The 26,672-nt window shown below is 58.7% G+C and carries 25 protein-coding genes and 2 tRNA genes; 16 read left to right on the forward strand and 11 right to left on the reverse strand.

The window, feature by feature from the left end:
• Positions 1-63: 63 nt before the first annotated feature.
• From MTP43_RS00250 to MTP43_RS00265, 4 genes are all read left to right on the forward strand, one after another.
• Positions 64-2,481, forward strand: coding sequence for a glycoside hydrolase family 3 C-terminal domain-containing protein (locus tag MTP43_RS00250; protein WP_117527617.1), 2,418 nt, complete (start codon positions 64-66; stop codon positions 2,479-2,481).
• A 13-nt stretch (positions 2,482-2,494) separates the two neighbouring features.
• A complete protein-coding gene (locus MTP43_RS00255; RefSeq protein WP_006735322.1) occupies positions 2,495-3,049 on the forward strand; it encodes a GtrA family protein in 555 nt (184 codons plus the stop codon).
• A 530-nt stretch (positions 3,050-3,579) separates the two neighbouring features.
• Entirely contained in the window at positions 3,580-5,151 is a 1,572-nt protein-coding gene (gene rny, locus MTP43_RS00260) for a ribonuclease Y (RefSeq protein ID WP_006735328.1), read from the forward strand.
• Between the two features lie 172 nt (positions 5,152-5,323).
• A complete protein-coding gene (locus MTP43_RS00265) occupies positions 5,324-5,884 on the forward strand; it encodes a hypothetical protein (protein WP_249234959.1) in 561 nt (186 codons plus the stop codon).
• A 73-nt stretch (positions 5,885-5,957) separates the two neighbouring features.
• Here the strand turns inward: MTP43_RS00265 and sstT are convergent, their stop codons facing one another.
• Entirely contained in the window at positions 5,958-7,196 is a 1,239-nt protein-coding gene (gene sstT / locus MTP43_RS00270) for a serine/threonine transporter SstT (protein WP_207657493.1), read from the reverse strand.
• Positions 7,197-7,630: 434 nt separating this feature from the next.
• Here sstT and MTP43_RS00275 point away from each other — a divergent pair, with 434 nt between their 5' ends.
• Together MTP43_RS00275 and thrS are read left to right on the forward strand one after the other, a co-directional pair.
• Entirely contained in the window at positions 7,631-8,152 is a 522-nt protein-coding gene (locus tag MTP43_RS00275) for a hypothetical protein (protein ID WP_249234960.1), read from the forward strand.
• Positions 8,153-8,532: 380 nt separating this feature from the next.
• On the forward strand, positions 8,533-10,317 hold the full coding sequence (gene thrS / locus MTP43_RS00280) for a threonine--tRNA ligase (RefSeq protein ID WP_249234961.1): 1,785 nt from the start codon (positions 8,533-8,535) through the stop codon (positions 10,315-10,317).
• A gap of 236 nt (positions 10,318-10,553) precedes the next feature.
• Here the strand turns inward: thrS and MTP43_RS00285 are convergent, their stop codons facing one another.
• From MTP43_RS00285 to MTP43_RS00325, 9 genes are all read right to left on the reverse strand, one after another.
• The gene (locus MTP43_RS00285; protein ID WP_249234962.1) at positions 10,554-12,293 is read right to left on the reverse strand and encodes an ammonium transporter; all 1,740 of its coding nucleotides are present in this window, start codon (positions 12,291-12,293) and stop codon (positions 10,554-10,556) included.
• Positions 12,294-12,529: 236 nt separating this feature from the next.
• Complete coding sequence (locus tag MTP43_RS00290; protein WP_015537140.1) at positions 12,530-12,946, reverse strand: DUF1622 domain-containing protein; 417 nt, start codon at positions 12,944-12,946, stop codon at positions 12,530-12,532.
• Positions 12,947-12,961: 15 nt separating this feature from the next.
• A complete protein-coding gene (locus tag MTP43_RS00295; RefSeq protein ID WP_015537141.1) occupies positions 12,962-13,597 on the reverse strand; it encodes an RpiB/LacA/LacB family sugar-phosphate isomerase in 636 nt (211 codons plus the stop codon).
• 43 nt (positions 13,598-13,640) lie between these two features.
• Positions 13,641-13,985, reverse strand: coding sequence for a cupin domain-containing protein (locus MTP43_RS00300; protein ID WP_249234963.1), 345 nt, complete (start codon positions 13,983-13,985; stop codon positions 13,641-13,643).
• Positions 13,986-14,083: 98 nt separating this feature from the next.
• Positions 14,084-14,893: a gluconate 5-dehydrogenase gene (locus tag MTP43_RS00305; RefSeq protein WP_006735344.1), complete on the reverse strand. Its 810-nt coding sequence runs from the start codon at positions 14,891-14,893 to the stop codon at positions 14,084-14,086.
• A 323-nt stretch (positions 14,894-15,216) separates the two neighbouring features.
• Complete coding sequence (locus tag MTP43_RS00310; protein ID WP_015537143.1) at positions 15,217-15,990, reverse strand: SDR family NAD(P)-dependent oxidoreductase; 774 nt, start codon at positions 15,988-15,990, stop codon at positions 15,217-15,219.
• Between the two features lie 156 nt (positions 15,991-16,146).
• Entirely contained in the window at positions 16,147-17,208 is a 1,062-nt protein-coding gene (trpS, locus tag MTP43_RS00315; protein WP_112091359.1) for a tryptophan--tRNA ligase, read from the reverse strand.
• Between the two features lie 219 nt (positions 17,209-17,427).
• A tRNA-Asn gene (locus tag MTP43_RS00320) sits at positions 17,428-17,504 on the reverse strand.
• Between the two features lie 41 nt (positions 17,505-17,545).
• Positions 17,546-17,620 (reverse strand) — tRNA-Glu (locus tag MTP43_RS00325).
• Between the two features lie 272 nt (positions 17,621-17,892).
• On the opposite strand from MTP43_RS00325, the gene MTP43_RS00330 reads away from it, so the two are divergent.
• From MTP43_RS00330 to MTP43_RS00375, 10 genes are all read left to right on the forward strand, one after another.
• Positions 17,893-18,420, forward strand: coding sequence for a twin-arginine translocation signal domain-containing protein (locus MTP43_RS00330; RefSeq protein WP_249234964.1), 528 nt, complete (start codon positions 17,893-17,895; stop codon positions 18,418-18,420).
• Positions 18,421-18,457: 37 nt separating this feature from the next.
• Positions 18,458-18,961 carry a twin-arginine translocation signal domain-containing protein gene (locus MTP43_RS00335; protein ID WP_215673835.1) on the forward strand — a complete coding sequence of 168 codons (504 nt, stop codon included), beginning with the start codon at positions 18,458-18,460 and terminating at the stop codon, positions 18,959-18,961.
• Positions 18,962-19,204: 243 nt separating this feature from the next.
• Entirely contained in the window at positions 19,205-20,098 is an 894-nt protein-coding gene (locus MTP43_RS00340; protein WP_249234965.1) for a phosphate ABC transporter substrate-binding protein, read from the forward strand.
• Positions 20,099-20,306: 208 nt separating this feature from the next.
• A complete protein-coding gene (gene pstC / locus MTP43_RS00345; protein WP_249234966.1) occupies positions 20,307-21,221 on the forward strand; it encodes a phosphate ABC transporter permease subunit PstC in 915 nt (304 codons plus the stop codon).
• Entirely contained in the window at positions 21,214-22,071 is an 858-nt protein-coding gene (gene pstA, locus MTP43_RS00350) for a phosphate ABC transporter permease PstA (RefSeq protein WP_215673829.1), read from the forward strand. The genes pstC and pstA overlap by 8 nt, the downstream gene beginning before the upstream one ends.
• A gap of 17 nt (positions 22,072-22,088) precedes the next feature.
• The gene (pstB, locus tag MTP43_RS00355; protein WP_006735359.1) at positions 22,089-22,856 is read left to right on the forward strand and encodes a phosphate ABC transporter ATP-binding protein PstB; all 768 of its coding nucleotides are present in this window, start codon (positions 22,089-22,091) and stop codon (positions 22,854-22,856) included.
• A gap of 19 nt (positions 22,857-22,875) precedes the next feature.
• Complete coding sequence (gene phoU / locus MTP43_RS00360; protein WP_113620637.1) at positions 22,876-23,544, forward strand: phosphate signaling complex protein PhoU; 669 nt, start codon at positions 22,876-22,878, stop codon at positions 23,542-23,544.
• Between the two features lie 264 nt (positions 23,545-23,808).
• Complete coding sequence (locus MTP43_RS00365; RefSeq protein ID WP_112121616.1) at positions 23,809-24,207, forward strand: helix-turn-helix transcriptional regulator; 399 nt, start codon at positions 23,809-23,811, stop codon at positions 24,205-24,207.
• Between the two features lie 194 nt (positions 24,208-24,401).
• Complete coding sequence (locus MTP43_RS00370) at positions 24,402-24,881, forward strand: GNAT family N-acetyltransferase (RefSeq protein ID WP_333529990.1); 480 nt, start codon at positions 24,402-24,404, stop codon at positions 24,879-24,881.
• 305 nt (positions 24,882-25,186) lie between these two features.
• On the forward strand, positions 25,187-26,107 hold the full coding sequence (locus MTP43_RS00375) for a nucleotidyltransferase family protein (protein WP_006735366.1): 921 nt from the start codon (positions 25,187-25,189) through the stop codon (positions 26,105-26,107).
• A gap of 93 nt (positions 26,108-26,200) precedes the next feature.
• Here MTP43_RS00375 and MTP43_RS00380 read toward each other — a convergent pair whose 3' ends face one another.
• A complete protein-coding gene (locus tag MTP43_RS00380) occupies positions 26,201-26,641 on the reverse strand; it encodes a hypothetical protein (RefSeq protein WP_097785222.1) in 441 nt (146 codons plus the stop codon).
• Between the last annotated feature and the right edge of the window lie 31 nt (positions 26,642-26,672).

Genomic DNA, 26,672 nt, shown 5'->3' on the forward strand with positions numbered 1-26,672 from the left:
AAGGCCCGCTGCGTAAAAACAGCGGGCCTTTTCTGGATTTGAAAAGGCAAAGAGGAAAATGCCATGAAACACACAGATATCATCAACAGCCTGAGCCTGGAACAAAAATGCGCCCTGCTGAGCGGCGGCACGGTGTTCACCACCCGGGCGCTGCCGGGCAAGGGCATCCCGGCCATTACCCTGTCGGACGGCCCCAACGGCGTGCGCAAGCAGGCGGGCGCTGCTGACCATCTGGGCCTGAACCCCAGTGTGCCCGCCACCTGCTTCCCCACCTCGGCCACCGTTGCCAACAGCTGGGACCCGGAGCTTGGCGAGGCTGTGGGCGCAGCCATGGGCGAAGAGGCAGCGGCACAGGGCGTGTCGGTGCTGCTGGGCCCCGGCCTGAACATCAAGCGCAGCCCCCTGTGCGGCCGCAACTTCGAGTATTTCTCGGAGGACCCCTACCTTGCCGGTAAGATGGCGGCGGCCTACGTCCGCGGCATCCAGAAAAACGGCATTGCCGCCTGCCCCAAGCACTTTGCCGTGAACAGTCAGGAGCTGCGCCGTATGGCGTCGGATTCCATCGTGGACGAGCGCACCCTGCGGGAGATCTACCTGACCGGCTTCGAGATGGTGGTCAAAGAGGCGCAGCCCAAGACCATCATGTCCGCCTATAACCTTGTCAACGGCACCTACGCCAACGAGAACGCCCACCTGCTCATGGACATCCTGCGCAGGGACTGGGGCTTTGACGGTGCAGTGGTCACCGACTGGGGCGGCAGCAACGACCACGCCCTCGGCGTAAAGAACGGCTCTACGCTGGAAATGCCCGCCCCCGGCGGGGACGCCATCCGGGAGCTGATGAAGGCAGTGCAGACCGGCAAGATCACCGAAGCGGACGTGGACGCCCGGCTGGAGGAACTGCTGGAACTGGTGTTCACCACCAAGGCGGCGGTGGACGCCGCACCCGGCAAGTTCGATGCCGACGCCCACCACGCATTGGCACGCCGGGCTGCTGCCCAGAGCATCGTGCTGCTGAAGAACGAAAACAGCCTGCTGCCCCTTGCAAAGGGGGAGAAGGTGGCGGTCATCGGCGACTTTGCCCAGACGCCTCGCTATCAGGGTGCAGGCTCCAGCGCCGTCAACTCCATCAAGGTGGATTCCTTCTTGGACTGCCTTGCCGAAAGCGGCCTGAACAGCGTCGGCTACGCCAAGGGCTTTGACCGGCAGGGCAAGCCCGACGAGGCGCTGAAGGCCGAGGCGGTGCTGCTGGCAAAGAACGCCGATGTGGTGCTGCTGTGCATGGGTCTGGACGAGATCAAGGAGAGCGAGGGCATCGACCGCGCCGACATGAAGCTGGCAGAGAACCAGCTGGAGCTGCTGGCGGCTGTGGCGGCGGCAAACCCCAACGTGGTGGTGCTGCTGAGTGCAGGCTCCTCGCTGGAAAGCGATTGGGTCAAGGACTGCAAGGCGCTGGTCTACGGCTGTCTGGGCGGTCAGGCCGGTGCGGGCGCACTGGTCGAGGTGCTCACCGGCGCGCAGAACCCCTGCGGTAAGCTGGCTGAGACTTGGGCGCGCAGCTACGCCGACACTCCCGCAAAGGATCATTTCGGCGGCGACGGCCCCACTGTGGAGTACCGCGAGGGTCTGTATGTGGGCTACCGCTACTACGACACCGCCGGTGTGCCCACCGCCTTCCCCTTCGGCTACGGCCTGAGCTATACCAGCTTTGCGTACAGTGACCTGAAAGCAGACGAAACCGGCGTGACCCTGACTGTCACCAACACCGGCAGCTGTGCAGGTGCCGAGGTGGTGCAGCTGTATGTGGCAAAGCCGGATGCAAAAGTTTTCCGCCCCGCCAAGGAGCTGAAGGGCTTTACCAAGGTGCAGCTGGAAGCCGGAGAGAGCAAGACCGTCACCATCCCGCTGGACGATAAGGCGTTCCGCTACTGGAACGTTGCCACCGACCGCTGGGAGGTGGAGGGCGGCAGCTATCAGCTGCTGGTGGGCGCTTCCAGCGCCGATATCCGCTTGACTGCCGCTGTCACGGTGGCGGGCACCGGCGCACCCGACCCCTACGCAGGCAAAGACCTTGCACATTACCGCACCGCACAGGTGCAGAATGTGCCGGACGCGGAATTTGAGGCGCTGCTGGGCCGTCCCATCCCGGAGAACAAGGTGCACATCGACCGCAACATGACGCTGGGCGAGATGGGGCACGGACGCAGCCCCATCGGCTGGCTGGCGGCTGCCGTGCTGGGCACCCTGCTGCGCCGCAGCATCAAAAAGGGCAAGCCCGACCTGAACATCCTGTTCCAGTACAATATGCCTCTGCGGGCGCTGGCCAAAATGACCAACGGCGCTATCAGCATGGGCATGGTGGACGGCATCGTGATGGAGCTGCAGGGCTTCTGGATCATCGGTCTTGTGCGGGTGATTTTTGAGGCTGTGAAGAACCTCGTGCTGAACAGCCGCATGGAAGAGCGCTTGAAAAACAGCTGAAAGGAAGCAGGCTATGAATTTCTGGAATAACTTCGCGGCAAAGCACCCCGCCGCTGCCAAGTGGGTGCGCGAGGGCGGTTTGTTCGTCATCGTGTCCAACCTCATCACGGTGTTCAAGTACCTGCTGCTGCAATTTCTGCCCAAGGCCTTTGCAAGCCTGCCGGTGGTGGATTTCGGCTGGCCGGGCATCGACATCACCCTGTTTGGCGAGACCTTCAAGTGGAACATCCTCGGCTACGATGCCGCCCACGGCGGTCTGCCCTACTTCTGCGCTTACATGATCGCCATGGTCATCGGCGAGTGCATCAACTTCCCCATCCAGCGCAATTTTGTGTTCCGCAGCAAGGGCAATCTGGCAAAGCAGATCGGCTGGTATGTGCTGGCCTTCTGCGTCATCACCTGCATCGTCAACTCCATCAACTGCATCTGGGTGGCGGTGGCAGGGCTGCTGGTACCGGACTTCATCTATAACATCGGCACCACCGTGCTCAACGGCGGCATCTCCATGGTCATCTTCTTCTTTGTGAATAAGATTATCTTCCCGGAGGGCGAAAAAGCCGCCAAATAATAAGCTATTCTCCTTCATTTTCTTCTTTTCATCATAAACCAGAAGGGCTGCTCCGTTCTCCGGGGCAGCCTTTTTGGTTTGGGGAGAGAACCCTCTCAGTCACGTCTGACGGCGTGCCAGCTCCCCCCTCGGGGAAGCTGGCATCGCGCAGCGATGACTGAGGGGGTGCCTGCCGCAGCCATCTTATTTTTGTTTTTCTGCACAAAATGTTCCGCGGGCAGGGTTTTCCTCTTGACAAGCGGGCAAATGTTTCGTACTATATTTAGTAGTATGGAATCAAAGACGCTGTACGCAGGTTTCAGTGTGACCCTGTACCCGTTTCAGGCAAAGCGTGCCTGTTTGATATAAAATGGAACCGTAAAGAGAAAAGCCGTATGCTTTTGCCCGTGCCGCCGGTTTTGGGTGGTGCGTATGGTTTTGGTGTCACTTTTTGCATTGAAAGCTCTTTCTATATCATTGCCCGTGTCCTGCTGCGCAGCGTCTCCTGCTTTTAATTTTGCATTGAATTGAAACAAAGGAGAGTGAACGCAATGACCGCGATCGGAGTGATCGTGGCCTTGATCGTTGCTGTTGTCGGTGTGGCTGCGGGCTATTTTATTGGTTACAACAACCGTAAAAAGACCGCCGAAGCCCAGATCGGCAGCGCCGAGGCCGAGGCTACCCGGCTGGTGAACGAGGCGATCAAGACCGCCGACCAGAAGCGCAAGGAAGCGGTTCTGGAAGCAAAGGACGAGGCTTTCCGTCTGAAAGCCGAGGTCGATGCCCAGAAGGCAGAGGCCGACAAGGAGATCAAGCAGCGCCGTGCGGAGATCAGCCGTCAGGAGAACCGCATCGACCAGAAGGAGACAGCGCTGGACCGCAAGACCGAAGCGCTGGAAAAGAAGGAAGAAGAGCTGAAAAAGCGCGCTGCCGAGGCCGAGGAGCGTCTGGCAGAGATCGACGCTCTGCGCGCCAAGGAGATGGAGCGTCTGGAAACGCTGGCCGGTTTGAGCCAGGAGGACGCCCGCGAAGTGCTGCTGCACAAGGTGGACGAGGAGCTGACCCACGAAAAGGCCGTGCGCGTTGCCGCCTACGAGACCGACCTGAAGGAAAACTGCGATAACATCGCCCGCAACCTCATCGGACAGGCCGTCAGCCGCTGCGCTGCCGACCATTGCAGCGAGACCACCGTCAGTGTGGTGCCGCTGCCCAGCGATGAGATGAAGGGCCGCATCATCGGCCGCGAGGGCCGCAACATCCGCGCACTGGAGACCGCTACCGGCGTGGATCTGATCATCGACGATACCCCGGAGGCCATTACCCTGTCCTCCTTCGACCAGACCCGCCGCGAGGTGGCTCGCATGACGCTGGAGCGCCTGATCGGCGATGGCCGTATCCACCCCGCCCGCATCGAGGAGACGGTGGAAAAGTGCCGCCACGATCTGGAACTGCAGATGAAGCGCGAGGGCGAGCGTGCAGTGATGGAGCTGGGCATCCACGGCCTGCACCCCGACCTGATCAAGCTGATCGGCCGGCTGAAGTACCGCACCAGCTTTGGCCAGAACGCCCTGACCCACAGCATGGAAGTGGCTTGGGTGGCCGGTCTGCTGGCAGGCGAGATGGGCGTGAACGTTACCATGGCACGCCGCGCCGGTCTGCTGCATGATATCGGCAAGGCACTGGATCACGAGATCGAGGGCAGCCACGTCCAGATCGGCGTGGACATCTGCCGCAAGTACAAGGAGAACACCCAGATCATCCACGCCATTGAGGCACACCACGGCGATGTGGAGCCCAAGACCCCGCTGGCCTTCATCATTCAGGCTGCCGACGCCATCAGCGCCGCCCGCCCGGGTGCCCGCCGCGAGAACGTGGAAAGCTACGTCAAGCGTCTGGAAAATCTGGAGGAGATCTCCTCCAGCTTCGAGGGCGTGGAGCAGGCCTTTGCCGTACAGGCAGGCCGCGAGGTGCGCATTCTGGTCAAGCCCGACGTCATCAGCGACGATCAGGTCATCCTGCTGGCACGCGCTATCGCCAAAAAGATCGAGGATACGCTGGATTACCCCGGCCAGATCAAGGTCAACGTTATCCGCGAGAGCCGCGCTGTGGAGTACGCAAAATAAAGCTTTTTCCGCAGGCTGCCGTGTTTTTTGCACGGCAGCCTGTTTTTTTGCGCCAAAACGATTGCAATTCCTGTTAAAAAAAGGTATCATGGATGCAGAAGAAAGCAAAAAGAACTGCGTCCGTGCGGACGCAGACCCGCAACGACCCCGGAACGGAAAGGAGCATCGTTCTATGAAAAACTGGAAGAAATTACTGGCCTGCCTGCTGGTCGGCTTGATGGCACTGACCGTGTTCACCGCCTGCGATGCCAGCGTAGGCGCACCGATGAGCCCCAAGCGCTCGAACGCCGAAAGCGCAAAGGCGCTGTGCGATAAATTCAAAATGATATACAACGTGGAAATGACTTACAACGAGGACCTGAGCGAAAAAGCTTACAGCATTGCGAACTGGGTCGCCGGCACCTCGGTGTCCTGCTCGACCAATGCTAATAAGACCGAACTTTACCGCGTCGGTAATGCAAATAATGAGGCACGAGCATTTTTGAAAGAGGAAAACTATGCCGCCGCGTTTGAAAACCTGAGCATGGGGACTTTTGGTCTGAACGATTTTGTTCCGGGCTTCGATATCAAAACCGCCGAGTGGTCGTCGAAGGACGATTCCATCACCTTTGTTCTGCCGAAGGACGGCACTTACCCCGAAGCCATGACCAAAGCCGCAAAGGGCAAGACCAAACTGGGCGTTGCCTATGTGGTAAAGGACGGCGTAAGCTACGCCGTGGTGCTGTTTGGGTGAATTTCATTACAACAAACAAAGCAGCCGCTGCACGAGAAAGTGCAGCGGCTGCTTTGTTTGTGCTGGGATACGATCAGCCCTTCAGGAAAGCCGGCAGGGGCTTGCCTTCCTTGAGCCACTGGTGATACTCGGCGGTGGCGGCAAATTCCACGTCACCGGCAGAGTTCAGAGCGGTCTCTACCGAGTCCTGCACCACGCCGATGATAAAGCCCACGCCTACCATCTGCATGGCGATGTCGTTGGAGATGCCAAACAGCGAGCAGGCCATGGGGATCAGCAGCAGGGAGCCGCCAGCCACGCCGGAAGCGCCGCAGGCGCCCAAAGCGCTCATGGCGCTCAGCACGATGGCGGCGGGCAAAGACACCTGAATGCCCAAGGTGTTAGCCGCTGCCAGCGTCATGATGGTAATGGTGATGGCGGCACCGTCCATGTTGATGGTAGCGCCCAGCGGGATGGACACGGAGTACATATCCTTGTCCAGACCCAGCTTTTCACACAGGGACATATTCACAGGGATGTTGGCGGCAGAGCTGCGGGTGAAGAAAGCGGTCAGGCCGGATTCCTTTAGGCAGCGGAATACCAGCGGGTACGGGTTGCGGCGCAGGTAAACGAACATGATAAAGGGGGAAACGATCAGCGCCATGAACAGCATGGTGCCCACCAGCAGCGCCAGCAGTTTGCCGTACTGGGTAAAGATGGCCAGACCGTTGCCGGAAACGTTGGTGTACACCAGACCCATGATGCCGAAGGGGGCCAGATTGATGATCCAGCGCACGATCTGAGAAACGGCATCGGCGGTGTTGGCCAGAAAGACCTTGGTGCTCTCTGCGCCGATCTTCTTCATGGCAATGCCGAACATACAGGCCCAGAACAGGATGCCGATGTAGTTGCCGTTCATCAGGGCGCTGACGGGGTTGGCCACAAAGTTGGTCAGCAGGGTGCTCAGCACCTCACCCAAGCCCTGCGGGATCACATCGGACTGTGCCGCATCGGCCAGTACCACCTTGACCGGGAACATAAAGCTGGTGATGACCGCAATGGCTGCCGCCAGAAAGGTGGTGAGCATATACAGCCAGATCACGGTGCCAAAGCGGCGGTCCAGCTTGGACGAGCCCTGTGCCAGTGCGCTTGCCACAATGACGAACACCAGCACCGGGGCAATGCCCTTCAGCGCACCGACGAACAGGCTGCCCAGCTCGCCGACCCAACCTGCGCCCGGCGCAACAAGCGCCAGCACCGAACCGACTGCCAGGCCGATCAGGATGCGCAGGATCAGGCTGGTCTGGTTGTATTTTGCTACAACCGCTTTCAAGGTTTTCATATCGTAACACTCCTCTTACACTGTACGCCTATCGCGTACATTTTCCTGTTTCTTGTGCGAGAACAGTTGTCATTATAGCATATACGGCAAAAAAGAGAAAGTGTTTTCAGGCATTTTACAGCCAAAACCGGCGTTTTTTGTAAGCTTTTGCAAAACTGCCCTGAAAACTGTACTTGTATAAAATACAGTTTTGCGGTTTTGACGAGGAACAGAACCCTCTCAGGGAAGTGCCCCTTCGGTCTGCATCCCCGGCTCCCCTGCCATACCGAATTTACATATAATGCAACTTTTACTTGCCAAACTATTGTCTTTTACTGGAAAGTATTGTATACTTATCACGTTAGAAGCAAGTATTGCTTGCCAAAATGCCCGTATATTTGAAAACAAACACTTGCCAATACAGACGAGAAAGAGAGGACACCCCTATGAACGAGGCCGTAACCAAGCGTTTCCTGCTTTACTTCCGCCTGATGCTGCTGGTCTGGATCCTGATTGCAAACGCCATCATCCACCTGACCGGCATGGAGTACAGCTGGCTGATCTTCCTGAGCAACATCATGATGTTCACGCTGGAGGGCGATGTGAAGGATCGCCTTGTCACTGTGGAGCTGGGCGGCCTTGTGGGTCTGGTGCTCACTGTGGCGGCGCTGCTGTCCATCAGTGCCCTGACCCCTGTTCTGGGCGATTTCCTCGGCTTTATCCTGCCGCTGGCCGTGGTGCTGTTCATCCTCATCATCCTGCACCCCTACGCACCCAAGGTGCTGAACAACGTGGGCTTTGCCTACCTGACCGTGGCCTGCATTGATATCCCCGCCCTGACCGCCCATCTGCCGCAGTTCTTTATCACCTTCATCGTGGGCTCTGTGCTCTTTAACGGTGTCTGCGTGCTGCTGATGAAGCCCGCTAAGGCGCTGGCTGTGCGCAGCGTGGAGAAGCAGGGTGCATAAAAAAGTATATTTCTGCCGTTATCTCTTGATTTTTTTGCTCTGGCGTGCTACAATCAGCGTAGTTTCATCCTGTCCAAAACATTGATGCGGACAAACTGAAGCCCCGCTTTTCATGCCGCAGAGAGGGCTGCCCCGGGTTTCCGGGTGCTGCAAGCAGCCTGCCATGACCCCGGCTTCTACCACCGCAGAGTGCAGAGGCGAACCTCTGCCGGGCGTGCCCGTTACAGCACTGCGAGGGGCGCGTTTCCCCGCTTAGGGGCGCGCAATTCGGGTGGAACCGTGGAACGCAGACATTTGATCGGCGCTTCATCCCGTGAGTTTTACGGGGTGAAGCGCTTTTTATTTTTGTTCAACACCACATTGTCAAAGGAGAATCTACTATGAAGATCATCTACAAGGACGGTCATGTGGACGAGTGCCCGCAGGATCAGGAGCTGCACGTTATCCGTCACACCGCTGCTCACGTTATGGCACAGGCCATCAAGCGCCTGTATCCGCAGGCTGATTTTGCCTTCGGCCCTGCCACCGAGAACGGCTTCTACTACGACGTCGATCTGGGCGACCAGAAGCTGAGCGACGAGGATCTGGCCAACATCGAAAAGGAGATGCGCAAGATCGTCAAGGAGAACCTGCCCATCAAGCCCTTCATCCTGCCCCGCGCCGAGGCCGTGAAGCTGATGGAGGAGCGTCAGGAGCACTACAAGATCGAGCACATGGCTGATCTGGCCGATGAGACCGAGTTCAGCTTCTTCCAGCAGGGCGAGTACGTGGATATGTGCATCGGACCCCACCTGACCTACACCAAGGCACTGAAGGCCTTCAAGATCACCCAGCAGTCCGGCGCATACTGGAAGAACGACAAGGAAAACAAGATGCTGACCCGTATCAACGGCGTGGCTTTCCACAATCAGGAAGAGCTGGATGCTTGGGAGAAGGAGCAGCAGGAGGCCCGCGAGCGCGATCACCGCAAGATCGGCAAGGAGATGGGCCTGTTCATGACCGATGATCTGGTGGGCCGCGGCCTGCCCATGTTCCTGCCCGCAGGCTACACCGTCTGGCAGGAGCTGGAGAACTATATCAAGGAGAAGGAGCGTGCACGCGGCTACCTGCACGTTATGACTCCCTGCATCGGCACTGTGAACCTGTATAAGACCTCCGGTCACTGGGATCACTACCGTGAGAACATGTTCCCCGCCATGGAGATGGAGGGCGAGAGCTATGTTCTGCGCCCGATGAACTGCCCCCACCACATGATGATCTACGCAAATCGTCCCCACTCCTACCGTGATCTGCCCATGCGCATCGGTGAGATCGCCCACGACTTCCGTTACGAGTCCTCCGGCACCCTGAAGGGCATCGAGCGCGGCCGTCACTTCTGCCAGAACGACGCCCACCTGTTCTGCACCCCGGAGCAGATCAAGAGCGAAGTGGCTGACGTGTGCAACCTGATCTTTGAGGTGTATAAGGACTTCAACATTACCGATTACCGCTGCGTGCTGAGCCTGCGCGACCCCGCCGACAAGAAGAAGTACCACGATGACGATGCCATGTGGAACCATGCAGAGCAGGCCCTGCGCGAAGTGCTGACCGAGCTGGGCATCCACTTCACCGAGGAGATCGGCGAGGCTGCCTTCTACGGCCCGAAGCTGGACGTGAACGTGAAGCCCGCCGTGGGTGCCGAGTACACCCTGTCCACCTGCCAGCTGGACTTCTGCCTGCCCGCAAAGTTCCACCTGACCTATGTGGACAAGGACGGCTCCGAAAAGACCCCTGTGGTGCTGCACCGCGCAATTCTGGGCTCTCTGGACCGCTTCATGGCCTACCTGATCGAGGAGACCAAGGGCAAGTTCCCCACCTGGCTGGCTCCCACGCAGGTCAAGGTGCTGCCCGTGTCCGAAAAGACGCTGGAGTACGCACAGGACGTGACCGAGAAGCTGTCTGACGCCGGTATCCGCGTTGTGCTGGACGACGACAACCAGAAGATCGGCTACAAGATCCGTGCCGCACAGCAGGTGGACCGCGTGCCCTATATGCTGGTGCTGGGCGCCAAGGAAGCCGAGGCCGGCAACATCTCCGTGCGCGACCGCAAGGGCGAGACCGCCGAGATGAGCCTTGAGGACTTCATCGCCAAGGTCACCACCGAGATCCGCACCCGCAGCCTGTAAGGTATAAATGATAAGTGCCCCGGAAACGCAGACAGGCGTTTCCGGGGCACTTTTTTTCACAGCAAAAGCCCCGCTCCCTTGTGCGCAGGAGCGGGGCTTTCGACTTACGGTTGAATCGAACAAAAAAAGGAAAAGGAAAAAGGAGAACGATCTATCTGTCACGCCGGGCGGCGGGGACTGTGTCGGAGCAGCCGGACTGCCGCCGCAGCGGGAACAGCGGAGAATTTAGTGGAGCGTTACTCCACATCCTGCAGAGCGGCGTAATCTTCCTCGCCGGTGCGGATCTTGACCACGCGGGTCACGTTGTAGACAAAGATCTTGCCGTCACCAATGTGGCCGGTGTACAATGCCTTCTTGGCAGCTTCCACCACAGCGTCCACGCTGATGCGGGAGACGATGACTTCCACCTTGATCTTGGGCAGCAGGGTGGTATCCACCGGCACGCCGCGGTACTTTTCCGGCGTACCCTTCTGGATGCCGCAGCCCATGACCTGCGTCACGGTCATACCGGTGACGCCCAGATCATTCAGGGCAGTCTTGAGCTGATCGAACTTTGCCAGCTTTGCAATGATGGACACCTTATGCATACCGGTGTCGTAGACGCCATCGTGGATCACAGGCTCACGCACCACCGGCACGGCAGCATCCATCTGCTTTGCGGTCGCCTTGGTGACGTCATCCTCACCCAGATCGGTGTTCTCGTTGGGGGTCATGGCAGCGGAGTTAGCATCCGAGATGGCAAAGCCTGCATAAGCGGAAGCCAGACCGTGCTCGTGGATGTCCAGACCGTCGATCTCCACCTCGGCGGGCACACGCAGGCCAAGGGTCTTGTCAATGAGCTTAAAGATGATGAACATCACGATCACAACGTAGGCATCCACGCAGACCAGACCCAGCAGCTGAGTGCCCAGCTGTGCCAGACCGCCGCCGTAGAACAGACCGGCATGGGCGGTGTTGGAGCCGGTGGAGAACAGACCCACCGCAATGGTGCCCCAGACGCCGTTTGCAAAGTGGACGGAAACAGCACCTACGGGGTCGTCCACCTTGGCGATCTTATCGAAGAATTCCACGCTCAGCACCACAAGGATACCGGCCACAAAGCCGATGAAGAAAGCGCCGAAGGGGGAGACGGTATCGCAGCCTGCGGTAATAGCCACAAGGCCAGCCAGAGAACCGTTCAGGGTCATGGAGACATCCGGCTTACCGTAGCGCAGCCAAGTGAAGATCATGGTCACGCAGGTAGCAACGGCTGCGGCAAGGTTGGTGTTGAAGCAGACCAGACCGGTCAGGGTCATGGTGGCATCGGTGGACAGGCTCAGGGAAGAGCCGCCGTTGAAGCCGAACCAGCAGAACCACAGGATGAACACGCCCAGAGCACCGGCGGTCAGGTTGTGGCCGGGGATGGCGTGGGGGTTGCCGTCCTTATCGTACTTGCCAATACGGGGGCCAAGCATCCAAGCGCCCAGCAGAGCGATGACGCCGCCCACGTTATGCACGGCTGCGGAACCTGCAAAATCGTGGAAACCCATGCTCTGCAGCCAGCCGCCGCCCCACATCCAGTGGCCGCAGATGGGGTACACCACCAGCGAGATGGCGGCGGAGTACACGCAGTAGGCCTTGAAGTTGGTGCGTTCGGCCATGGAGCCGGAGACGATAGTGGCTGCCGTGGCGCAGAACACGGTCTGGAACACGATGTACACCCACAGGGGGATATCCAGACCCAAGTGGCTGTAATCGCCCTGAATGAAGGGATCGAAACCGCCGATCAGTGCGCCGGTGCCGCCGAACATCAGGCCGAAGCCGATGAGCCAGTAGCAGGGCGTGCCGATGCAGAAATCCATCATGTTTTTCATCAGGATGTTGCCGGTATTCTTTGCCCGGGTGAAGCCGGCTTCGCACAGGGCGAATCCGGCCTGCATGAAGTACACTAGAAACGCTCCTACGAGCGTCCAGCAGGTGTTGACGGAGCTAAACATACTTTCCTACCTCCTACGGTCGTTTTTTGCACAGGGAGCCCTCTATTCTCTCCGTGCGGCAGTATCCCCGAAAACACAAAAGGCGCTGGCGGAATTGCTTCCGTCAGCGCCTTTGCTTTCGATGGCACGAGTATAGTCTCTTTGTGCAAACCTGTCAAGTATTCATCTCAAGGTTTTACGTTTTTCACAACACGGTGAAACTCTGCCCTGCTAAAGTTTGGCAAATCTTTTGCCTGTCAGCCGTTTTTGCCGTCCTTCGGGGAGCCGGACTTGTCCTTTTCCTTGGCGTTGGCCGGGCGGTGGCCGCCCTCCATCTCCCAGTGCAGCAGCATACTCATCAAAGCGCGCAGCGCAAAGGTAGCCGCCAGCGGCACCACCGACTCCAGATTTTGCAGCAAAAAAGTCTTGGCGATCTCTGCCGACATCAAAAATTCCAGCGCGGTGGTCAGACCGCTGCTCATTTCATGGTGGAAGTCCCGGTGGTCGTTGAAGAAGGTGGCGCGGACATAGTAGAAGGTAGCCTTGGCCAGACTGGTGATGATGATGAACAGACCCACCACCTCGGCAAGACCGGCGATCATGGGCACTGCAGTTTCCAGAAAAGCATCCAGCAGGTGGGTAAGGTTCAGGTTGAACAGGGTCAGTCCTTGCATGATCTCCTCCGCAGCTTACAGCAGGGTCTTGACGTAAGCGGCCAGCTCCTCGTCCTTGCAGGAGGCGAAGAACAGCTCAGAGAACTTGGCACCCGCCACAGCGCCCTTCAGCAGCTCCTGATCAATGCTCTTCAGGCACTCGATGAGGGGCTTGAAGGTGGCAGCGCGCACGCCGTCCAGAATCTTCTTGTTGCGCTGCTCAGGCACAACGCGCTCCTTGGGGTAGCCCTGACCGTGGCCGAAGCCGAACAGTTTCTCGAAGCAGTACTCAAGGTTCAGCTCGCCGCCCCAGCCGAAGCCCTTGGCAAAGGGCATGGCAACGGCGTTGCCGTCGTTGACGTGGGCAAAGGTGTAGGCATCCACGGGGTCCTCCACATGGCCGCAGATAACACCGGGGAAGCTGTTCAGTGCCAGCATAGCGCCCTCGCCGGTGCCGCAGCCGGTAACAACGTAGTCCGCAGCGCCGCTGTTCAGCAGGATAGCAGCCAGAATGCCGCACTGCACATAGGTCAGCTGTGCAGCATCGTCGGCGGCGTACATCCCGTAGTTGACCACCTCGTGGCCCATGGGCTCCACCACCTTTTTCAGGGCGGCTTCGATGATGCCGTTCTTGGCGGCCTGACTGTTCTCGTTGATAAGTGCGATCTTCATAACAATGGTTCTCCTTCTTATTTTTCCCTGCGGTGCGCAGGGATTATACAAAGTCCTCCCGCATGGGGGTAAAGAAATCCAGCATCACGCCGCCCTCCAGACAGACACAGCCGTGCATCACGCCGTTCTGCTTGAGCAGGGTGTCGCCGGGGCCTACCTCCCGGGTCTCGTCCCCGATGGTAAAGCGGTACCGCCCGGAGACGATATAGGTGATCTGGGTGTGGGGGTGGCAGTGCATGGCACCCACGCCGCCGGTCTCAAAGGTGTTTTCCACGCACATGGCGTCCTTGTTATACGCCAGCACGCGGCGCTGCACCCCGGGGCCGCAGGGTTCCGGGGAAATTTCGGCATGGGGCACCCAAGGGATATCCTGATGTGCTTTTTCCATTATAGCATAACATCCTTTCCCGTACAAACAAAAGGGGGACTGCCACACAACGCTGTGCGGCAGTCCCCGGGTTCAGAACTGCGGAGTGCCCTCAGCGTTTACTGGGGCTGCTTGCCGATGTAGGCCAGAATGCCGCCGTCCACATACAGGATCAGGCCGTTGACAAAGTCAGAAGCCTCAGATGCCAGGAACACAGCGGGTCCGCCCAGATCCTCGGCCTCGCCCCAGCGGCCTGCGGGGGTCTTGGCAACGATGAACTGGTCGAAGGGGTGACGGCTGCCGTCGGGCTGGATCTCGCGCAGCGGTGCGGTCTGCGGGGTAGCGATGTAGCCGGGTCCGATGCCGTTGCACTGGATATTGTAAGCGCCGTACTCGGAAGCGATGTTCTTGGTCAGCATCTTCAGGCCGCCCTTTGCTGCTGCATAAGCAGAAACGGTCTCACGGCCCAGTTCGCTCATCATGGAGCAGATGTTGATGATCTTGCCGCCGCCCTGTGCAATCATATCAGGGATGATGGCCTTTGCCACGATGAAGGGAGCGTTCAGGTCAACATCAATGACCTGACGGAACTGGGCAGCGCTCATCTCGGTCATGGGGATACGCTTGATGATACCGGCGTTGTTGACCAGAATGTTGATGTGGCCGACTTCCTCGGTGATCTTTGCCACCATTGCATTGACGGCATCCTCGTCGGTGACGTCGCAGACGTAGCCGTGAGCCTTGATGCCTGCCTCTGCATAGGAAGCCAGACCCTTGTCCACCAGCTCCTGCTTGATATCATTGAACACGATGGTAGCGCCGTTGGCTGCCATAGCCTTTGCAATTGCCATGCCGATGCCGTAGGATGCGCCGGTGATCAGCGCCACCTTGCCGGTCAGGTCAAAAGATTTGGGAGTGCACTGTGCCATAATAAAGTCCTCCTGTAAAAAATCGTATTCTACACGGCGCAAATTGCAGCCGTGCTGCTTTGCAAAGCGCGTCGTATCCGGCCGTGCCGGAGTGCGCTCTTACTTGTATACCAGTCTAGCATCCTTTGCAGGAAGTGTCAAGGCACATTCTTGTGAAGTTTTATTGTACTTTCTTTAGATTTCCGCTTTTCTGCCGAAAAACAACACGAAAAACCGTCGCTTTTCAGTGCAACGGCTTGTGCGGACCGCCGCACCTTGTCACGGTGCACAAGATATTCCGGCTTTCTTTGGGCTTGTTGACAAGTTTGGACGACCTTTGGCTTTTACCCCAGCTTTTTCTTCTGCTGGCGCGCCACAATGGGCATCAGCAGGGGGATGGGCACAAGGCGCTGGGCGCTGGTGCACAGCCGCATAAAGGCAGAGGGCACAATGATGGTCTTGCGGTGCATCATGCCCAGCAGAGCTTCCTCCACACACAGCTCCGGCGTGATGCCCCGCAGGGCAAACACCACCCCGGCGTGGTCGTTGAACTCGGTGTCCACCGGGCCGGGGCAGAGGGCGCAGACGTAGACGGGGCTGTGCATCTCCCGCAGCTCCTCGGCCACGCCGCGGGTCATGCTGACCACATAGGCTTTGCTGGCGTAGTAGCCCGCCATATAGGGCCCGCCGGGCAGCAGCCCCGCAGAGGATGCCACATTCAGGATGGTGCCGCCGCCCTGCGCGTGCATTTTGCGCACCACGGCGCGGAACAGCCGCGCCATGGCGGCAACATTCACTTGGATCATCTCTTCCTCGCGGGCTTCCTCCGTTTCCAGAATGCTGCCGCAGACGCCGAAACCGGCGTTGTTGATGAAGATGTCGATGTGTTCATCAGCCAGCACTTCGCACAGGCGGCTGCACTCTTCGGCGCGGGAGAGGTCGGCGGTCTCGATGCGGCATTCCGTGCCGTGGGCTGCGTGCAGCTCCTTGGCGAGAGCCTGCAAACGGTCGGCGCGGCGGGCAGTCAGGATGAGCCGACAGCCCATAGCGGCATACCGGCGGGCGAACTCCCGGCCGATGCCGGAACTTGCTCCGGTGATCCAGATGGTCTTTTGCATGGTGGTTCTCCTTTTTCTTCTCGCCCCCAGAACGGGGCTTTCTGTACTTGTTGCCCTTATTTTAGCATAGTTTGCCCGTGCTTTCTATGCAATTTTCGTAAACGATGCAAAAGAGAACCCGAAACGCCGCAGGCGTTTCGGGTTCTCTCATAAATATTACTTCAGCAGGTTATCGTTCTCGAAGTAGTCGATGCGCATGGCCTTGCGCACCTCGTCCAGCGTGGCGGCAGCGGTCTTTTCGGCGTAGGCGCTGCCCTCCTTCAGGATCTCCACCACCTCGGGCAGGCGCTGCTCCCACTCCTTGCGGCGGGTGCGGATAGGCTCCAGCTCAGCCTGCATGACGCTGTTCAGGAACTTTTTCACCTTCATATCGCCCAGACCGCCGCGCTGATAGTGCGCCTTCACCTCGTCCAGATTCTGGTACTCCGGCCAGAACTCGGCAAAGTGCTCGGGGCGGCAGAAGGCGTCCAGATAGATGAACACCGGGTTGCCCTCCACCTTGCCGGGGTCCTGCACGCGCAGGTGGTTGGGGTCGGTAAACATGGACTTGACCTTCTTCTCGATGTCCTCCGGCTCCTCGGACAGATAGATGCAGTTGCCAAGGCTCTTGCTCATCTTGGCCTTGCCGTCAATGCCGGGCAGACGCAGGCAGGCGGCGTTCTGGGGCAGAACGATCTGGGGCTCTACCAGCGTTTCGCCGTAGACGGAGTTGAACTTGTGCACGATCTCGCAGCACTGCTCGATCATGGGTTTCTGATCCTCACCGGCGGGCACGGTGGTAGCCTTGAAGGCGGTGATATCGGCAGCCTGACTGATGGGGTAGCAGAAGAAGCCCACCGGGATGCTGGCTTCGAAGTTGCGCATCTGGATCTCGCTCTTCACGGTGGGGTTGCGCTGCAGACGGCTGACGGTGACCAGATTCTGGTAGTAGAAGCTCAGCTCGGTCAGCTGGGGCACCATGGACTGGATGAAGATGTGCACCTTGTTGGGGTCCAGACCGCAGGCCAGATAGTCCAGCGCCACCTGCAGAATGTTCTGGCGCACCTTCTCGGGGTTGTCGGCGTTGTCGGTCAGTGCCTGCGCATCGGCGATCATGATAAAGATCTCGTCATATTCGCCGGTGTTCTGCAGCCGCACCCGCTCCTTCAGAGAGCCGACATAGTGGCCAACGTGCAGGCGGCCGGTGGGACGGTCGCCGGTCAGAATAACTTTTTTCATGATGTTCTCCTTTGTCAAGGATTTGACCCCCTCCGACAAGCCTTGCGGCATTGCCGGCTCCCCCAAGGGAGCGCCTTTTCGCCTTACTGCACCGTAAAGCTGCGTGGCAAGAGGTTCCTTTTATACTTTATAGTGTGTTAAGTATAGCCCCCCGGGGCGGTGCTGTCAACAAGGCCGCCGGAAAAAGAAAAAAGCGATGGAAAATTTCCATCGCTTTGCTGGCGCCTCTTGCCTGACTCGAACAGGCGACACCCTGATTAACAGTCAGGTGCTCTAACCGACTGAGCTAAAGAGGCATCTATATAAAACGGCACATGACCGTTTTACTACTATAAAATGGTGACCCGTACCGGAATCGAACCGATGTTAAAGGCGTGAGAGGCCTCTGTCTTAACCGCTTGACCAACGGGCCATACGTCCATTTTGCATCAGGTGTTCGCACCCGACTTGGCTATTTTAGCATACCGGGTGCCCTTTGTCAACAGCAAATTTTGATTTTGTTCGAAAAAAGTAAATTTTTCCACCGCAGCCCCGGACCGGCAGCAAACACCGCGCCCGCTGCCGTTCTATGCGGCCTTTTATAAAGGAACGATAAAATGGTGAAACCTGAATTCGGATAGTTGACAATGTGGTAAAATGTGGTACTCTTAGGGGGCAAAAACGCTTTTGAGGAGGGCTTATAATATGGCTATGAAAATAGATCGTCGTGCGTTTTTAAAGACTTCTGCCGCAATGGCAGTGGCGGTATCTATGACCGGACTGCTGGGCGGCTGCAGTGATGGTGACATTGGCACTGATCTGGGTGGTTTTACGGTTGATGTGGGTAAATGGAGCGCTGTCCCTCATGATCAGGGCATAGGTACCGGGAAATCCTGGTATGCAGATTTCGCAGTGACTGTGCGCGTTCATAATCTGGATGATTCCAATGGCTTCAGTTTCCCCGCAAAATCCGTGTTTGTGCTTAAGATCGACGGTCAGAAAGTCGCGCTGCAGGGTGGAGATCTGCTGAGCAATATCACGCTGGTCATGAAAAAGGGCGAGCGCAAAACGGGCATTCTGACCTTCCGTCTGGATGAGAGCCAGAAAAATCTCTATCAGGCAATGGAAGCTCAAACCGCAGATATCAAGCTTAGGGTTGGCGTTGATCCCACCGAGACCTATACCGGTGTTTATGAAGGCTATACCTTTAAGAAGGATTCCAAACTTGCATAATTGAACCTAAACAGCCCAATACAGGAGGTGCATTGCTATGATCGACCGCAGAACATTTCTCAAGCTCAGCGCCGGGGCACTGGTGCTGACCGCCGCAGGGGCTTTGACCGGCTGCGGGGATACCGTGATCGAAAAGACCAGCGGCGTGGCGAAGATCGGTGATGTCACCTTTATCTGCGCAATGCCGTTTCCGGGCGGCGGCTTGGGCGACGGCATAGTCAAGCAGCTGACCTACTTGACGCAGTTCACCATCCAGAACAACAGCGCCGAAAGGGTAGTTATCAAGCCGGAGGACATTACCTGCATCTTCCGGGAGGCGGACACCAAGGAAACGCTGTATTTCAAGCGGAAGGAACTGGTCGCAGAGCCGGGGCAGACGGCCGTCTACAATGGCTCGCAGGAGTTCTATCTGGAAACTAAGGAAGGTGTGCCGGAAAAGAACAGCACCGGCACTTATGAACTGCGTGTGCGCTACAATGGTCAAACCGCTGTATTCCTCTATGGAAATAACGGCAAAAATGTAACGGGCCGCGTAGAGTAAAACCGAATACATCCCGCCGCCGGGCACTCTTGGAAACAGGAGTGCCCGGTGGCTTTTTTGTTTTGTGCCGCGTTACCTGTTCTTTACATTGGGGCTGGCAGTGTGCACAAAGTTTTACGCACTTTTTGCACGTCCATGGTCGCGGCAAGGGGGACAAAGCGGTAGAATAAGGCCGTTCCCAAGGAAAACACAAAAAGACAGTGCCGGGCGGGAGCCCGGGTTTTTAATGGAGGAAATTCTATCATGAAAAAGATCTCTCGTCGTTCGTTCCTGACCGTTTGCGGTGCAGCTGCTGCGGCTGCTGCCCTGACCGCCTGCGGCGGCTCTGCTTCTTCCGCATCCAGCACCGCTGCTTCTGCTTCCACCACCGCTTCTTCCGCTGCCGGGCAGGCAGCCGGCACCCTGAGCGGCAACGTTGCGACCGGCGGTTCTACTTCCATGAAGAACGTCATTGCTGCCCTGACCGAGGGCTTTGCCGAGGTCGAGCCGGGCGTCACCGTCAGCTACGACCCCACCGGCTCCGGCGCAGGCATCACCGGCGCTACCGACAAGACGCTGGACATCGGCCTGTCCTCCCGCGCCCTGAAGGACGATGAAAAGTCTGCTGTGGACGGCACCATCGTGGCGCTGGACGGCATCGCCATCATCGTGAACAAGGACAGCAAGGTCGCTGACCTGACCGTGGAGCAGCTCAAGAAGATGTTCACCGGCGAGATCACCAACTGGAAGGAGGTCGGCGGCGATGACGGCGAGATCGTTCTGGTGGGCCGCGAGGCCGGTTCCGGCACCCGTGATGGCTTTGAGAGCATCGTGGACGTGAAGGACAGCTGCAAGTACGCACAGGAGCTGACCGCTACCGGCGCTGTCATCAGCGCTGTGGAGGCAAACCCGCTGGCCATCGGCTACGCTTCTCTGTCCGCCGTGGGCGACACCGTTGCCATGGTCACCGTGGAGGGTGTGGAGTGCAGCGAGGACACCGTCAAGGACGGCAGCTACAAGATCCAGCGTCCCTTCGTGTTCGTCACCAACAAGAGCGCTGCCCTGTCTGAGCAGGCACAAGCCTTTGTGGACTTTGCCACCAGCAAGGACGCTGCCGACCTCATCCGCACCGCAGGCGCTGTGCCCGTGAACGAGTAATTGCCGGGTGGTTTGCCGGGGAGTTTCCCCAGCGAATGATCCGAGGGTGGGACCCTGTTGCCGCAGGCAATAGGGCGGGAGCTGGAAGCCCCGAATTTCGCGGGGAAAGCTCCCCGGTGAACCGCCTGCCCTGCATCTGAACAAGAGAACTGCCGCGTCGGCCTGCCCTAAAAGGCTGGGCTGGTGCGGCTTTTTATAGGATCGCGTTATGAAAAATACAACCTCTTCTCTGCGCCGGGTACGGCTGCCCCGTACCCCCGCCGACTGGCTGGAAGCGGTGATGAATTTCATCTTCTTCCTGTGCGGAATGCTGGCGGTGTGCTGTGTGGTGCTCATCTCGGTGTACATGGTGGTCTCCGGCGTGCCGGCTATCCATAAGATCGGCATTTTCAAGTTCCTCTTCGGCACAAAATGGGCGTCCACCGCAGCAGAGCCGATGTTCGGCATCCTGCCCTTCATCCTGTCCAGCGTCTACGGCACGCTGGGCGCTACCATCCTCGGCGTGCCCATCGGCCTGCTGACGGCAGTGTTCCTCTCCAAGGCCGCAAATCCCAAACTGCGCACCGTGGTGGTCACCGCCATCGAGCTGCTGTCCGGCATCCCCAGCGTAGTGTTCGGCCTTTTGGGTATGCAGGTGCTGGTGCCCGCCGTGGCAAAGACCTTCGGCAAGGCCTCCGGTGCCTGCCTGCTCAGCGCCATTGTGGTGCTTTCCATCATGATCTTACCCAGCATCGTGTCCGTGTCGGTGACGGCGCTCAACGCCGTGCCGCCGGAGTATGAGCAGGGCAGTCTGGCGCTGGGCGCTACCGACGCCGAAACATGGTTCAAGATCAGCATCCCGGCGGCCAAAAGCGGCATTGCCGCAGGCGTTGTGCTGGGCATCGGCCGCGCCATCGGCGAGGCCATGGCCGTGATGATGGTGGCGGGCAACAGCCCCAATATGCCGGACAGCCTGTTCCGCAGCGTCACTTTGCTGACCACCGCCATTGCCAAGGAAATGAGCTACGCCGGCGGCTTGCAGCGGCAGGCACTGTTCAGCATCGCGCTGGTGCTGTTCGTGTTCATCATGCTCATCAACGTTGTGCTGAATGTGGTACTGAAGGGAGGAAACCGCGATGAATAACGGCTTTTCGTCCTCCCGCCGGGCATGGAACCGGGTAATGACCGTGCTGGTCTGGGCAAGCGCAGTACTGGTGATGATTCTGGTGGCCGGGATCATCGGCATGGTGCTGGTGCGGGGCATCCCCCACATCAGCTGGAACTTCCTTTCTACCACCGCCAGTGTGCTGAAAAAGACGGACGGCATCCTGCCCGCCATCCTCAACACGCTGTATGTCATTGTGTTGACATTACTCATCGTATTGCCGCTGGGCGTGGGTGCGGCGGTCTACCTGACCGAATACGCCTCCAACCGGCGGCTCATCGAGGTCATCGAGTTCACCAACGAAACGCTGGCGGGTATCCCCAGCATCATCTACGGCTTGGTGGGTATGCTGGTGTTCAGTCAGGCACTGGGCTTCCAGACCTGTCTTTTGTCCGGCAGTCTGACGTTGGTGGTGATGAACCTGCCCACCATCATCCGCACCACGCAGGAATCCCTCAAAACCGTGCCGCAGGGCTACCGCGAGGGTGCCATGGGTCTGGGTGCAGGCAAGTGGCACATCATCCGCACCATCGTGCTGCCTTGCAGCATTGACGGCATCGTCACCGGCTGCATTCTGGCGGTGGGACGCATCGTGGGCGAAAGCGCCGCGCTGCTGTTCACCGCCGGTGCGGCAGAGGTGATCGCCAAGAGTGTGTTCAAAGCCTACACCTCCAACGGTGCCACCCTGTCGGTGCTGCTGTACCTGCGCGCCTTTGAAGACGGCGATTTCACCTCCGCATGGGGCATCGGCGCAGTGCTGCTGGTGCTGGTGCTGCTCATCAATCTGGCAGCACGGCTGGCGAAAACAAAACTGAAACAGAAGCAGTAAAAATAAAGAGGTACTCTATGGAAAACACGAATGTGCCGGTGATATCGGCAAAGGATCTGAACCTCTGGTACGGCGACTTCAAGGCGCTGAAGAGCATTTCGCTGGACGTGGGCGAGCGGGAGATCACCGCACTCATCGGCCCCTCCGGCTGCGGAAAGTCCACCTTTTTAAAGACCCTGAACCGCATGAACGACCTTGTGCCGGGCGTGCGCATCGAGGGCGATGTACGGCTGAAGGGCGAGGATATCTTTGCCCGCGAGATGGAGCTGACCGACCTGCGCCGCCGCGTGGGTATGGTGTTCCAGAAGGCAAACCCCTTCCCCATGAGCATCTACGACAACATCACCTACGGCCCCAAGCTGCACGGCGTGCGCAATAAGGCCGAGCTGGACGAGCTGGTGGAAACCTCTCTGCGGGGCGCAGCCCTGTGGGACGAGGTGAAGGATCGCCTGAAAAAGAGCGCTCTTGGCCTGTCCGGCGGGCAGCAGCAGCGTCTTTGCATCGCCCGGGCATTGGCGGTCAAGCCCGAGGTGCTGCTGATGGACGAGCCCACCAGTGCACTGGACCCCGGCTCTACCATGAAGGTGGAGGAGCTGATGAACGAGCTGAAAAAGAACTACACCGTGGTCATCGTCACCCACAATATGCAGCAGGCGGCCCGTATCAGCGACCGCACCGCCTTCTTCCTGCTGGGTGAACTGGTGGAGGTTGGCCCCACGAACCAGATCTTCAGCACGCCCCGGGACAAGCGCACCGAGGACTACATCTCCGGCCGGTTCGGTTAATGCAGGGAGGAACAAAGCAATGAGCATTCGCAAACAATACGACAGCGATCTGGAAGCCCTCAAGACCGCACTGGTGGAGATGGGGCAGAACGCCGCCGAGGCCGTGGAGAACGCGCTGGAAGCGCTGTGCACCGCCGACACCGCAGCCGCCCAGAAGATCGTGCAGGGGGATGACCGCATCAACAACATGGAGCGGGACATCGAGCACCGCTGCATGACCTTGCTGCTGCGCCAGCAGCCGGTGGCGGGCGATCTGCGCCACATTTCCACCGCCATGAAGGTGGTCACCGATATCGAGCGCATGGGCGACCACGCCTCGGATATCGCCGAGATCATCCCGCATCTTGTCACCGTGCGCAAGGAGGGCGACCCCGCCGTCAGTCAGGCTATTGCCATGGGGCGTAAGGCCTACCAGATGATCTTAGACGCCATGGATGCCCTGACCGCCGAGGATGAGATCGCCGCCCGCCGCGTCATCGCCGCAGATGACGCCGTGGACTACGACTTCAACGCCATCAAGCACACACTGGCACAGGAGATCGCCGCCGACCCCGCCAAGGTGGACGCCGCGCTGGATCTGCTGATGGTCATCAAGTATCTGGAGCGCATCGGCGACCACGCCGTGAACGTAGCCGAGTGGGTGCAGTTCGTGCGCACCGGGCGCTATAAGGACGAAAGTATGTTCTGATACTCACCCAGCCCTTTTGGGCGCGTGTTTTCCTTATTTTCTTCTGGAAAAGGCTGTCTGCCGTTTGGCAGGCAGCCTTTTTCTGTGGAGATCCCTCTACAACGAAAATTGACTAAAAAATTTTTATCTTTTCTGCAATGTTTGCGGCAGGTCATTCGTATTCAAGGTATAAGAGCCCGGAAAGGGTTCCGCAGTTATCGTGCGGCGGGTGGTCCGGCTTCCCCCAGTCCCCCGCCTGCCGCACCGTTACGGAGGACAGATACAATGATGGCAAAGCTTGAACGCTCCCCGCAGCAAGCCCGCATGGAGGCCGTGAGCCGCGATGCACTGGTGCAGGCGGCGCTGCAGGAGATCACCCAAAATTATCGTGAGGCCAGCCTTTCCAATGTGGCAAGGGCTTATGGTGTTTCGCTGGCGTATGTCAGCGAGTGCGTGCGCGCTCAGACCGGGCGCACCTACAAGGAGCTGCTGCAAAAGCACCGCATGGAGACCGCCGCGCGGCTGCTGCGCCGCAGCGATCTGAACATTCAGCAGATCATTGCACAGGTGGGCTACGAGAACACCAGCTACTTCTACCGCCTGTTCCACGAGCGCTACGGCCTGAGCCCACGGGAGTACCGGCTGGTGCGCAACGGCGCCGCTCCCCGCCGCCCCACCGCATGAAGCCCTCTTTTGTTTTGCTTCCCCCGACCGTCGTGCTGTTGCCCCGCGCACGGCGGTCTGTTTTTGCCGCGAAATGGAGAAAAATCTGGTACTTTATGGAATATTGTGTTATACTAAAATAAATGTACCCCGCGCGGCAGGGCGCGGGCAAGAGAGGATGAGTGGATATGTTTCGCGGAGCGGTAAGAGCAGATATGGCACGGATTTTGGATATCTATGCCCGTGCGCGGGAATTCATGGCGAAAAACGGCAACCCCACCCAGTGGGGGGACAATTACCCAAGCCCGGAGCTGCTGGAAGAGGATATCGACACCAACCGGCTGTTCGTGTACATGGTAAACGGCCAGATGCAGGCGGTGTTTGCCTTTGTCCTTGGCGAGGATCCCACTTACAAGGTCATTGAGGACGGACAGTGGCTCAACGACACTTTGCCCTACGGTACGCTGCACCGGCTGGCTTCGGCGGGCGAGAGCAAGGGCATCGGCAAGGCGGTGGTGGAGTGGTGTCTGGAGCACTGCGAGAGCCTGCGCGCCGACACCCACGCCGACAACAAGGTGATGCAGCACCTGCTGGAAAGCGAGGGCTTTACCCGCTGCGGCATCATCCATGTGGAGGACGGCACCCCGCGCATCGCCTACCAGCGGTTGTCCCTGACCCAGAGCCAGCTGGGGTGAGCGGAAAAACAGTTTGATTTGGGAGATCGGAAACACCTGCGGGCGTTTCCGATCTCCTTTTTCATAGATGGAGCTGCCCTGCCGCGCCCTCTCCCGTGAAAATGCAATGCCGGAGCGTCCGCAGACGCTCCGGCATTGCGCTATTAAAAAAGAATTTTTCCGCTGAATATGCGCAAAGCGCACGCGGCGCGCATTTCTGATCCTCTCCCCCCCTTCTGTGCCTTGCCACCGGCGGCGAAGCAGTGTATAATAGCCTCAGAACGCTACAATGCCGGAAACCCCGGCAGATACAGGAGGAATTGCAGATGAATAAACCGGTACTGGTCGTCATGGCTGCCGGCATGGGCAGCCGTTACGGCGGCATGAAGCAGATCGACCCGGTGGGCCCCAACGGACAGGTCATTATGGACTATTCCCTCTACGACGCCCGCCGCGCCGGCTTTGAGACCGTGATCTTTGTCATCAAGCACGAGATCGAGGACGCCTTCAAGGCAGCCATCGGCGACCGCGTGGCCAAGGCGATGAAGGTGAAGTATGCCTTCCAGCAGCTGGAAGAGCTGCCCGCAGGCTTTGCCGTGCCGGAGGGACGTGTAAAGCCCTGGGGCACCTGCCATGCCGTGCTGGCTGCAAAGCCCCTGATTGACGGCCCCTTTGCGGTCATCAATGCGGACGACTACTACGGCCCGGAGGCGTTTCAGGTGATGTACGATTACCTGTCCACCCACGCCGATGATGATTTCTACCGCTACTGCATGGTCAGCTATCTGCTGAAGAACACCCTGTCTGAGAACGGCAGCGTGGCACGCGGCGTGTGCATCAAGAACGAGGACGGCACCCTGCAAAGCGTGACCGAGCGCACCCGCATCGAGCCCTGCGACGGCGGCGCACATTACACCGAGGACGGCGGCGAGAGCTGGGTGGACCTGCCCGGCGACACCCCTGTGAGCATGAACCTGTGGGGCTTCGGCAAGAGCTTTCTGGACGAGGCCGAGCAGCGCTTTGCGGGCTGGCTGACCGAGAATCTGCCGGTGAACCCCCTGAAGTGCGAGTATTTCCTGCCGCTGGTGGTGACCGAGCTGATCGAGGAGAACAAGGCAAAAATTCAGGTGCTGCGCAGTACGGATAAGTGGTTCGGCGTCACCTACCGGGAGGATAAGCCTTTGGTGGTGGAGGCCATTGCCCGCAAGACCGCCGAGGGCCAGTACCCCGAAAAGCTGTGGGAGTAAATGCTTCGCAATAGCGGAAAAATATTTAGATCATAGCAAAGTCGGGCAGCCTGCGGACTGCCCGACTTTGTGTTTTTATGGGGTGGAACGTATTCACAAAAACCGTTCCAGCTGGATGCGGTTATCCTCTTCAAAATCCTGCAGCCGCTGGGCAAGGCGCTTTGCGCCCGGGGCGGCGTTGGGGTAGTCCTTGCAGCTTTTTACGCAGTCCACCACCCCCATGCCGCTGCCCTGTGTGAGCATCTCGGCCAGATTGCGGGTGGATTTGTCCGTAAGGGTCTTGAGCCCGATGCCCATTTTCGTGTTCAGCTTTGCCATGGTGCTCTGCCCCTGTGCGCTGCCGCCGCAGGCTTCTATGGCGGTGTGCGCCTCCTGATTCAGCTGGTGGTAGATGTTGCGCTGGCGCAGCAGCTCCGCCTTGAACTGCACATCGCTGGTCATGGGTAAGATCTGTTCCAAGGTGTTCTTGCCCATCTCGGTGTTCTGCACCACAGCCTCCAGCAGGTTGAGGTTATCGTTTTTCTGGTTTTCCATACAAAAAAATCCCCCTTTGGCACCTAGTATG

Source organism: Faecalibacterium sp. IP-1-18 (assembly GCF_023347355.1).
GTDB lineage: Bacteria > Bacillota > Clostridia > Oscillospirales > Ruminococcaceae > Faecalibacterium > Faecalibacterium prausnitzii.

What these genes read in the sequence shown, in the direction of transcription:
- MTP43_RS00250 (WP_117527617.1), top strand. Translation starts at nt 64, where the DNA reads ATGAAACACACAGATATCATCAACAGCCTGAGCCTGGAACAAAAATGC.
- MTP43_RS00255 (WP_006735322.1), top strand. Translation starts at nt 2,495, where the DNA reads ATGAATTTCTGGAATAACTTCGCGGCAAAGCACCCCGCCGCTGCCAAG.
- rny (WP_006735328.1), top strand. Translation starts at nt 3,580, where the DNA reads ATGACCGCGATCGGAGTGATCGTGGCCTTGATCGTTGCTGTTGTCGGT.
- MTP43_RS00265 (WP_249234959.1), top strand. Translation starts at nt 5,324, where the DNA reads ATGAAAAACTGGAAGAAATTACTGGCCTGCCTGCTGGTCGGCTTGATG.
- MTP43_RS00275 (WP_249234960.1), top strand. Translation starts at nt 7,631, where the DNA reads ATGAACGAGGCCGTAACCAAGCGTTTCCTGCTTTACTTCCGCCTGATG.
- thrS (WP_249234961.1), top strand. Translation starts at nt 8,533, where the DNA reads ATGAAGATCATCTACAAGGACGGTCATGTGGACGAGTGCCCGCAGGAT.
- MTP43_RS00285 (WP_249234962.1), bottom strand. Translation starts at nt 12,293, where the DNA reads ATGTTTAGCTCCGTCAACACCTGCTGGACGCTCGTAGGAGCGTTTCTA.
- MTP43_RS00290 (WP_015537140.1), bottom strand. Translation starts at nt 12,946, where the DNA reads ATGCAAGGACTGACCCTGTTCAACCTGAACCTTACCCACCTGCTGGAT.
- MTP43_RS00295 (WP_015537141.1), bottom strand. Translation starts at nt 13,597, where the DNA reads ATGAAGATCGCACTTATCAACGAGAACAGTCAGGCCGCCAAGAACGGC.
- MTP43_RS00300 (WP_249234963.1), bottom strand. Translation starts at nt 13,985, where the DNA reads ATGGAAAAAGCACATCAGGATATCCCTTGGGTGCCCCATGCCGAAATT.
- MTP43_RS00305 (WP_006735344.1), bottom strand. Translation starts at nt 14,893, where the DNA reads ATGGCACAGTGCACTCCCAAATCTTTTGACCTGACCGGCAAGGTGGCG.
- MTP43_RS00310 (WP_015537143.1), bottom strand. Translation starts at nt 15,990, where the DNA reads ATGCAAAAGACCATCTGGATCACCGGAGCAAGTTCCGGCATCGGCCGG.
- trpS (WP_112091359.1), bottom strand. Translation starts at nt 17,208, where the DNA reads ATGAAAAAAGTTATTCTGACCGGCGACCGTCCCACCGGCCGCCTGCAC.
- MTP43_RS00330 (WP_249234964.1), top strand. Translation starts at nt 17,893, where the DNA reads ATGGCTATGAAAATAGATCGTCGTGCGTTTTTAAAGACTTCTGCCGCA.
- MTP43_RS00335 (WP_215673835.1), top strand. Translation starts at nt 18,458, where the DNA reads ATGATCGACCGCAGAACATTTCTCAAGCTCAGCGCCGGGGCACTGGTG.
- MTP43_RS00340 (WP_249234965.1), top strand. Translation starts at nt 19,205, where the DNA reads ATGAAAAAGATCTCTCGTCGTTCGTTCCTGACCGTTTGCGGTGCAGCT.
- pstC (WP_249234966.1), top strand. Translation starts at nt 20,307, where the DNA reads ATGAAAAATACAACCTCTTCTCTGCGCCGGGTACGGCTGCCCCGTACC.
- pstA (WP_215673829.1), top strand. Translation starts at nt 21,214, where the DNA reads ATGAATAACGGCTTTTCGTCCTCCCGCCGGGCATGGAACCGGGTAATG.
- pstB (WP_006735359.1), top strand. Translation starts at nt 22,089, where the DNA reads ATGGAAAACACGAATGTGCCGGTGATATCGGCAAAGGATCTGAACCTC.
- phoU (WP_113620637.1), top strand. Translation starts at nt 22,876, where the DNA reads ATGAGCATTCGCAAACAATACGACAGCGATCTGGAAGCCCTCAAGACC.
- MTP43_RS00365 (WP_112121616.1), top strand. Translation starts at nt 23,809, where the DNA reads ATGATGGCAAAGCTTGAACGCTCCCCGCAGCAAGCCCGCATGGAGGCC.
- MTP43_RS00370 (WP_333529990.1), top strand. Translation starts at nt 24,402, where the DNA reads ATGGCACGGATTTTGGATATCTATGCCCGTGCGCGGGAATTCATGGCG.
- MTP43_RS00375 (WP_006735366.1), top strand. Translation starts at nt 25,187, where the DNA reads ATGAATAAACCGGTACTGGTCGTCATGGCTGCCGGCATGGGCAGCCGT.
- MTP43_RS00380 (WP_097785222.1), bottom strand. Translation starts at nt 26,641, where the DNA reads ATGGAAAACCAGAAAAACGATAACCTCAACCTGCTGGAGGCTGTGGTG.